Source organism: Paraburkholderia sp. Ac-20347 (assembly GCF_017104805.1).
GTDB lineage: Bacteria > Pseudomonadota > Gammaproteobacteria > Burkholderiales > Burkholderiaceae > Paraburkholderia > Paraburkholderia tropica.
In genome coordinates this window covers 1-6,234 of sequence record NZ_JAAGPN010000362.1, presented here as the reverse complement: position 1 = coordinate 6,234, position 6,234 = coordinate 1, and the positions used below count along the sequence as shown (strand labels likewise).

The following is a 6,234-nucleotide window of genomic DNA, read 5'->3' as shown; positions in this document are numbered from 1 at the left end:
GCTCCCTTCGCCGCTTCTGGCGCCTGCCGTCGCGTCAAGCCGCCAGCCTCGCTTCCGCCACGCCTGCTCGCGCACGCGCCAGCACGGCCGGCCGCACGCTTTCTCTCACGCTCGTCTGTGCCGCGCTGAGCGCCGCGTTCTGCGCCGCGCCCGCCGCCTACGCGCAGCCGACCGAGGGCCGCACGCCGACCGTCAACGTCAGCACCGTGCTGCCGCCTTCGGTGATGACGGGGCTCGAACGCGCACACGTGCCGCTTTCGTCGATGAGCGTGGTGATCGAAAAAGTCGGCGACCGCTCGCCGAGCGTGGCCGTCAACGCCGGCCAGCCGATGATGCCCGCCTCGACGATGAAGCTCGTCACCACCTGGAGCGGCCTCGCGATGCTGGGCGCCGACTACCGCTGGAAGACCTCGGCCTACACCGACGGCGAAGTCGATGCGAGCGGCACGCTGCACGGCAATCTCTACATCAAGGGCACCGGCGATCCGAAACTCGTGCCCGAAGAACTGATCGACCTCGTGCAGAAAATCCGCGCGTCGGGCATCACGCGCATCGAAGGCGCGCTCGTGCTCGACAAGAGCGAGTTCGATCCGTCCACGCGCGACCTGCCCTCGTTCGACGGCGACGAAAGCGCGCCCTATAACGTCGGCCCCGATCCGCTGATGTACGCGTTCAAGTCGGTGTCCTTCACGTTCTCGCCGTCGCGCGAAGGCGTCTCGATCGACGTGGTGCCGCCGGTCGCGCAATGGCAGATCGACAACCAGATTCACGAGCGTCCCGGCGCGTGCCGCGGCATGCTGCCGAGCCCGCAGGTCACGCCCGGCGCGAACGGCGTGGTCACCGCGAGCTTCGACGGCAACTACGCGATGCGCTGCGGCGCGCGCACGCTCAACATGGCCGCGCCCGTCGATCACTCGACGTTCTTCACCGACGGCTTCCTCGCGCTCTGGCAACAGGCGGGCGGCAGCTTCTCGGGCGCGACGCACGAAGGCGTCGTGCCGCCGCGCGCGCGTCTCGTGGCCGTGCACCAGAGCCCGCCGCTTGGCGACGTCGTGCACGACATCAACAAGTTCAGCAACAACGTGATGGCGCGCAATCTGTTTCTCACGCTCGGCGCGGTCGAGGGCAAGCCGCCTTCAACCACGGCGAAGGCCGCGTCGGCAGTGACGAACTTCCTGCACCGCAACGGCCTCGCGATGCCCGAACTCGTGCTCGACAACGGCTGCGGCCTCTCGCGCGAAGAGCACATCAGCGCGCTCTCGCTCGCGAACCTGCTGCAGACGGCCAACGCGAGCCCGGTCGCGCAGGTCTTTATCGACTCGCTGCCGGTCGCGGGCGTGGACGGCACGATGCGCAACCGCCTGACCAACGCGGGCGTGGGCGGCAACGCGCACATCAAGACCGGCACGCTGCGCGATGTGCGCGCGATCGCGGGCTACGTGGCCGCCGAGAACGGTTCGAGCTGGATCGTCGTGAGCCTGATCAACGATCCGCGCGCGGAAGGCGCGCGCGCCGCTCACGATGCGCTGCTCGAATGGGTCTACAAGGGCATGCCCGAGGAGCATCCGGTGTATGTCGATCCGCATCCGCGCAAGGCGTCGAAGGCGTCGCGCGCGGGCCACGGCGTGCGGGTCGAGCGGGTCAGCGAAACGGTCGGCCGCAAGTCGACGGAAAAGACCTCGGAAAAGGCAACGGCCAAGGCCTCGGCGAAGACGTCGGCCAAGGCTTCCGGCAAGGCTACGAAGAAGCACCACGCCGCGCACTGAGCGTGGCACTCGCACGCGGACGGCACGTCGTCATGACGTTTCGTCCGCGGTGCTGAACGCTTGACCTGGGCGCTTTCCTGGCGCTCGCATCCGTCTCCTCTAACGCGCGCCGTCCGGCCGCTTTCTCCGCGTTTCCTCATCGCCCCAGGCGCCCCCGCCGCATGCCGATCCGGCACGCCACCTCCCCGCATCGCACGCCGCGCAAGGGCCGCCCGGCGGGCCGCTTCGAAGATTTCCTCTAGCAAAGCCCCGAGCGTCGCGCGTCGCGGGCGTGTACTCTGACGGGCAAAGTCCGGTAGCGCTTCAGGAAAAGACACAGCGCACCGGCAGCCGCGCGCACGCCCTCTTGCACCGGGAAGGGCACGCGACGGCGCTCTGGAGACGAGACACACAACAACGCGGCGCCAGCGCCGCACTCGGGACGAGGAGGACGACGTTCGTGCAGTTCGACGCGCAATGGCTGCTGCTCGCGCTCGCGCCCGTATTTCTCGCCTGCATCGGCTGGGAAGCCTGGCATCTCGCCCGCACGCGCCCCGGCACAGCCCTCTACAGTTGGCCCGATACGCTCTGCAACGCCGCGCTCGCGCTCATGCATCAGGGCGCCGACAAGCTCGCGTGGCTCGTCGCGATTCCCGTCTACGCCTGGGTCTGGCGTCACTGGCGTCTGACAGACTGGCAGCCCGGCTGGCGCGCCTGGCTCGCGCTGTTCGTCGCCCAGGACCTGCTCTACTACGTGTTTCACCGCGCGAGCCATCGCGTGCGCTGGCTGTGGGCCGCCCACGTCGTCCATCATTCGTCGGGACGCCTCAATCTTTCCACCGCCTTCCGGCAGAGCCTGATGTATCCCGTCGCAGGCATGTGGCTGTTCTGGATTCCGCTCGCGGTGATCGGTTTCACGCCGATGCAGATCGTCGGCATCGTGCTTGTCAATCTCGCGTTTCAGTTCTTCGTGCATACGCAGGCGATCGGCAAGCTCGGCTGGCTCGAATACGTGTTCAACACGCCGTCGATGCATCGCGTCCATCACGCGCGCAACGAGCGTTATATCGACCGCAATTACGCCGGCGTGCTGGCGATCTGGGACCGTCTGTTCGGCAGCTACGTCGAAGAAGATGCGCTCGAACCGCCCGTGTACGGCATCGTCAAGCCGCTCGATACCTACAACCCGCTGAAGGCGAGCTTTCACGAATGGATCGCGATGGCGCGCGACTGCGCGCGCATGCCGGACTGGCGCACGCGGCTTGCTGCGCTGTTCGCGCCGCCCGATTGGTGCGCGCGCCACGACCTCGCGCTCGCGCCGCGGGCCTCGCAGGCGGCCGTGACGGAAAACAACACCAAGGGTGAGTGCGGGTCGCGCGAACCTTAGGAGATTGCGTAGGCTGTCGGCCAGAGAACGGGGAACGAAGTACACAAGCCAGATCCGCACCGGCAGTTTGCATTGAAGCAGTGGCCATCAAGCCACACACCGAGGAGATGAAGTGAATATGAAGCACCAAGGAACGAGACACCGTACGCTGCTGCGCGCCTCCCAGATCGCTCTCGCGAGCGCCGCTTTCGCCCTCCTCGCCGCGTGCGGCGGCGGCAGTGGCGACAACAACAGCAGCGCCAGCACGACGCCGGCGGGCGGCGTGAAACTGCAGGTCGTGTCGTTCGGCGACAGCCTCTCCGACGTCGGCACCTACTCGCCGCAAATCCTGCCGGGCTTCGGCGGCGGCAAGTTCACGACGAACCCGGGCGAGATCTGGGTGCAGAAGATCGCGGAATACTACGGCGGCACCATCACGCCGGCCTACGAAGGCGGCTTCGGCCTCGCGCTCACCGCCACGGGCGGCATGGGCTACGCGCAAGGCGGCTCGGACGTCAGCGCGGCCTTCCCCGAAGGCGAAGGCTGGGCGCCGAACAACGCGGCGGCGACCACCGTGCCGGTCGAGACCCAGGTGAGCAACTACCTGAGCGCCTACAAGAGCTTCAACGACAGCCAGCTCGTGCTGATCAACGGCGGCGCGAACGACATCTTCCAGTACGCGACGACGGCGAACCTGCAGGCGCTCGGCGCGGCGCTGCAAACCGATTTCCCGGCGCTCGTGACGGCCGGCAAACTGCCGAACACGCAGGCGGGCCAGGTGCAGTTCATCGCCGGCTATCTGCAGCAGAACAACGCGCAGGTCTACCAGGCGGCCGTGGCGATGGCCACGCAGGTGCAGACGATTCTGCAGGCGGGCGGCAAGCACGTCGTGTTCATGACCGTTCCCGATATCGGCCAGACGCCGCTCGGCGTGGCGGCGAACGCGCAGTCGGCCGGCGCGGCGGCGCTGCTGACCGGCATCACGGCGGCCTACAACGGCATCGTCGAGACGGCGCTCGCGTCGGCCATCAGCTCGAAGGCGGTGATTCTCGCCGATGCGTTCACGTGGCTCGACACCGTCGTGCTGCCGAACGCCCAGGCGAACGGCTTCACGGTCACCAACACTGGCACGGCCTGTAACCTGACGCTGATGGCGCAGAACGCCACCGCCTACGCGCAGAAGTATCCGCAAGTGCTGCAAAACGGCATGACGGCCGCGGAATACGGCGCGCAGTTCCAGTCGTCGCTGTTCTGCTCGCCGCAGAGCTACACGGTGGCGAACGCGGACCAGACTTACGTGTTCGCCGACACGGTCCATCCGAGCACGCACACGCACGCGCTGTTCGCGCAATACGTCGAGCAGACAATCGCGGCTTCGGGGCTTGGGAAGTAAGTTTGCGGCCCTGCGCTGTTGCGTTGCATAAAAAAAGCCCGGCCTGGAAAGGCCGGGCTTTTTGTTTGGCGGGGCGTAAGCCGCGATGAACACCTACGTGCCGGTAGCCTCCGCCTCGGGCCACAAACGCGGAAACAACCAGCGAAAAAGCGAGAGCGGCAAAGCCAGTTCGAGCGGACCGCGCGGCGTGGGCGAATCCACGATCCCGATCTTGAGCAGTTCGGCCAGCAAGCGATCGGCCGTGCGCGGCGCGAGGCCGGTCATGGCCTTGAAACGCGCGCGATCGATGGAATCGACCGTTCCGAGCATGGCGAGCGGCATGGCGGCTTCCGCGCGAAGGAAACGCGTATCGGCGGACTGCGCGAGGGCCGCGAGCATCTGCGCGAGCCGCATTTCGAACGCGCCGAGATCGAGCATGCCGCGCATGAATCCGATCTGATCGAGACAGATATCGAGAAAGTAGTCGATGAACTGCACAAGACCGGACTCGCTGAGATTGCCGCGTCCATCGAGATCGCCCTTGCGCGGCTGATCGGCTTCGACGAGCGCGGCGTAATACTGTGGCTGCGAGCGCGCAAAACCGCGCATCGGCGACCACAAGCCATGCGTCAAGCCAAGTCCGGCGAGCCCAACATGGGTATGCAGCCGCGCAACCCGGCCGTTACCGTCGAGAAAAGGGTGAATCCACGTTAAACGATGATGCGCGGCGCCCAAAGCGATCAACGCCGTTTCACCGGCGCGCGCGTATTGATAACCGGCTTGCCACGCGTCCATAAAGGCGGGAATCGCGGCGGGATCGGGCGGGATATGGCGTCCGACCTGAACGCCCTGATTACGCCACTCTCCCGGATCGACAGCGATCAGGCGGTTTTCGTCGTCCTTTTGCTGAAGATCGTCAGGGTGTAGCTGCGCGTGCAAATGGCGATGGATCGCGCGGATCGTGTCCGGCGCGAAGTGGCGCGCGGAATCGAAATGTGGCCATGCCGCCTCGCTCCAGCGCTCGGTTTCGATATGCGCCAGCGCAATGCGCTGACGCCGCGCCTCGTCCGGCTTGCTGGAAAAGTCGCGCTGCATCGCCTGCTCGATCAGCAACGGCTCGGTATGCTGCCCTTCGATCTTGTTGGTGTAGTACGAATTCATCGGCCGCAGCGCCTCGCGCAGCAAGGCGCGCAACCGGGGCATGCCCTGCGCCGCGAGTCCCGCCGATTCAGCGATGACCTGCGCCGCGCGCGGGCGTAACGCGTCGAGCCGATGCTCGCCGGGCATAAGCGGCTGCATCTGGTGAGGCTGGTCGTAGGCGTAGCGGCTGGCGGTCGGATGCATGAGACGAAGCAGTGACGTGGCGCGTATCGTGGCGACTATCAGAGATGCATTCTATCCGCAGAAATCCTTTAGTCACAATGAGATAGCACAACCATGGCGACAGTCGTGGCGACTAATTCCGCGACCGCCTGCGCCCACGCCCCACCCTACTCCTGCGCCTCGAACGCCGCCGCCGCGCGGCCGAGCCGGTCGTTCACGGCGATCCATTCGATCGTCTCCGGCAGCTTCTCGATGAGAATGCGCGAGACATTCGCGCGATCGAGCGCGCGCAGCAAACCATACAGCTCGCGCGCATACGCCTGCGGTTCTTCGGGCGCAGCCACGAAATGCACGTTCGCCGCCTGCGCCCATGCGCCCGCGCGCGAGGCGCGCGCCACCAGCGCCACCGTCTCGCCCGCGTCGCGCGC

The 6,234-nt window shown here is 66.6% G+C and carries 5 protein-coding genes; 3 read left to right on the top strand and 2 right to left on the bottom strand.

What is annotated here, in order from left to right:
• Positions 1 to 125 precede the first annotated feature (125 nt).
• The 3 genes from dacB to G3N97_RS35325 all read left to right on the top strand — a co-directional run bounded on the left by dacB (position 126) and on the right by G3N97_RS35325 (position 4,504).
• A complete protein-coding gene (gene dacB / locus G3N97_RS35335) occupies positions 126 to 1,766 on the top strand; it encodes a D-alanyl-D-alanine carboxypeptidase/D-alanyl-D-alanine-endopeptidase (protein WP_241031035.1) in 1,641 nt (546 codons plus the stop codon).
• A gap of 439 nt (positions 1,767 to 2,205) precedes the next feature.
• On the top strand, positions 2,206 to 3,132 hold the full coding sequence (locus G3N97_RS35330) for a sterol desaturase family protein (RefSeq protein ID WP_205997468.1): 927 nt from the start codon (positions 2,206 to 2,208) through the stop codon (positions 3,130 to 3,132).
• Positions 3,133 to 3,250: 118 nt separating this feature from the next.
• The gene (locus G3N97_RS35325) at positions 3,251 to 4,504 is read left to right on the top strand and encodes an SGNH/GDSL hydrolase family protein (protein WP_205997467.1); all 1,254 of its coding nucleotides are present in this window, start codon (positions 3,251 to 3,253) and stop codon (positions 4,502 to 4,504) included.
• A 93-nt stretch (positions 4,505 to 4,597) separates the two neighbouring features.
• On the opposite strand, the gene G3N97_RS35320 is transcribed toward G3N97_RS35325, so the two are convergent.
• Complete coding sequence (locus tag G3N97_RS35320; protein WP_205997466.1) at positions 4,598 to 5,827, bottom strand: Fic family protein; 1,230 nt, start codon at positions 5,825 to 5,827, stop codon at positions 4,598 to 4,600.
• A gap of 146 nt (positions 5,828 to 5,973) precedes the next feature.
• The coding region (locus tag G3N97_RS35315; protein WP_277397865.1) for a Sua5 family C-terminal domain-containing protein at positions 5,974 to 6,234 on the bottom strand (261 nt) is incomplete at its 5' end.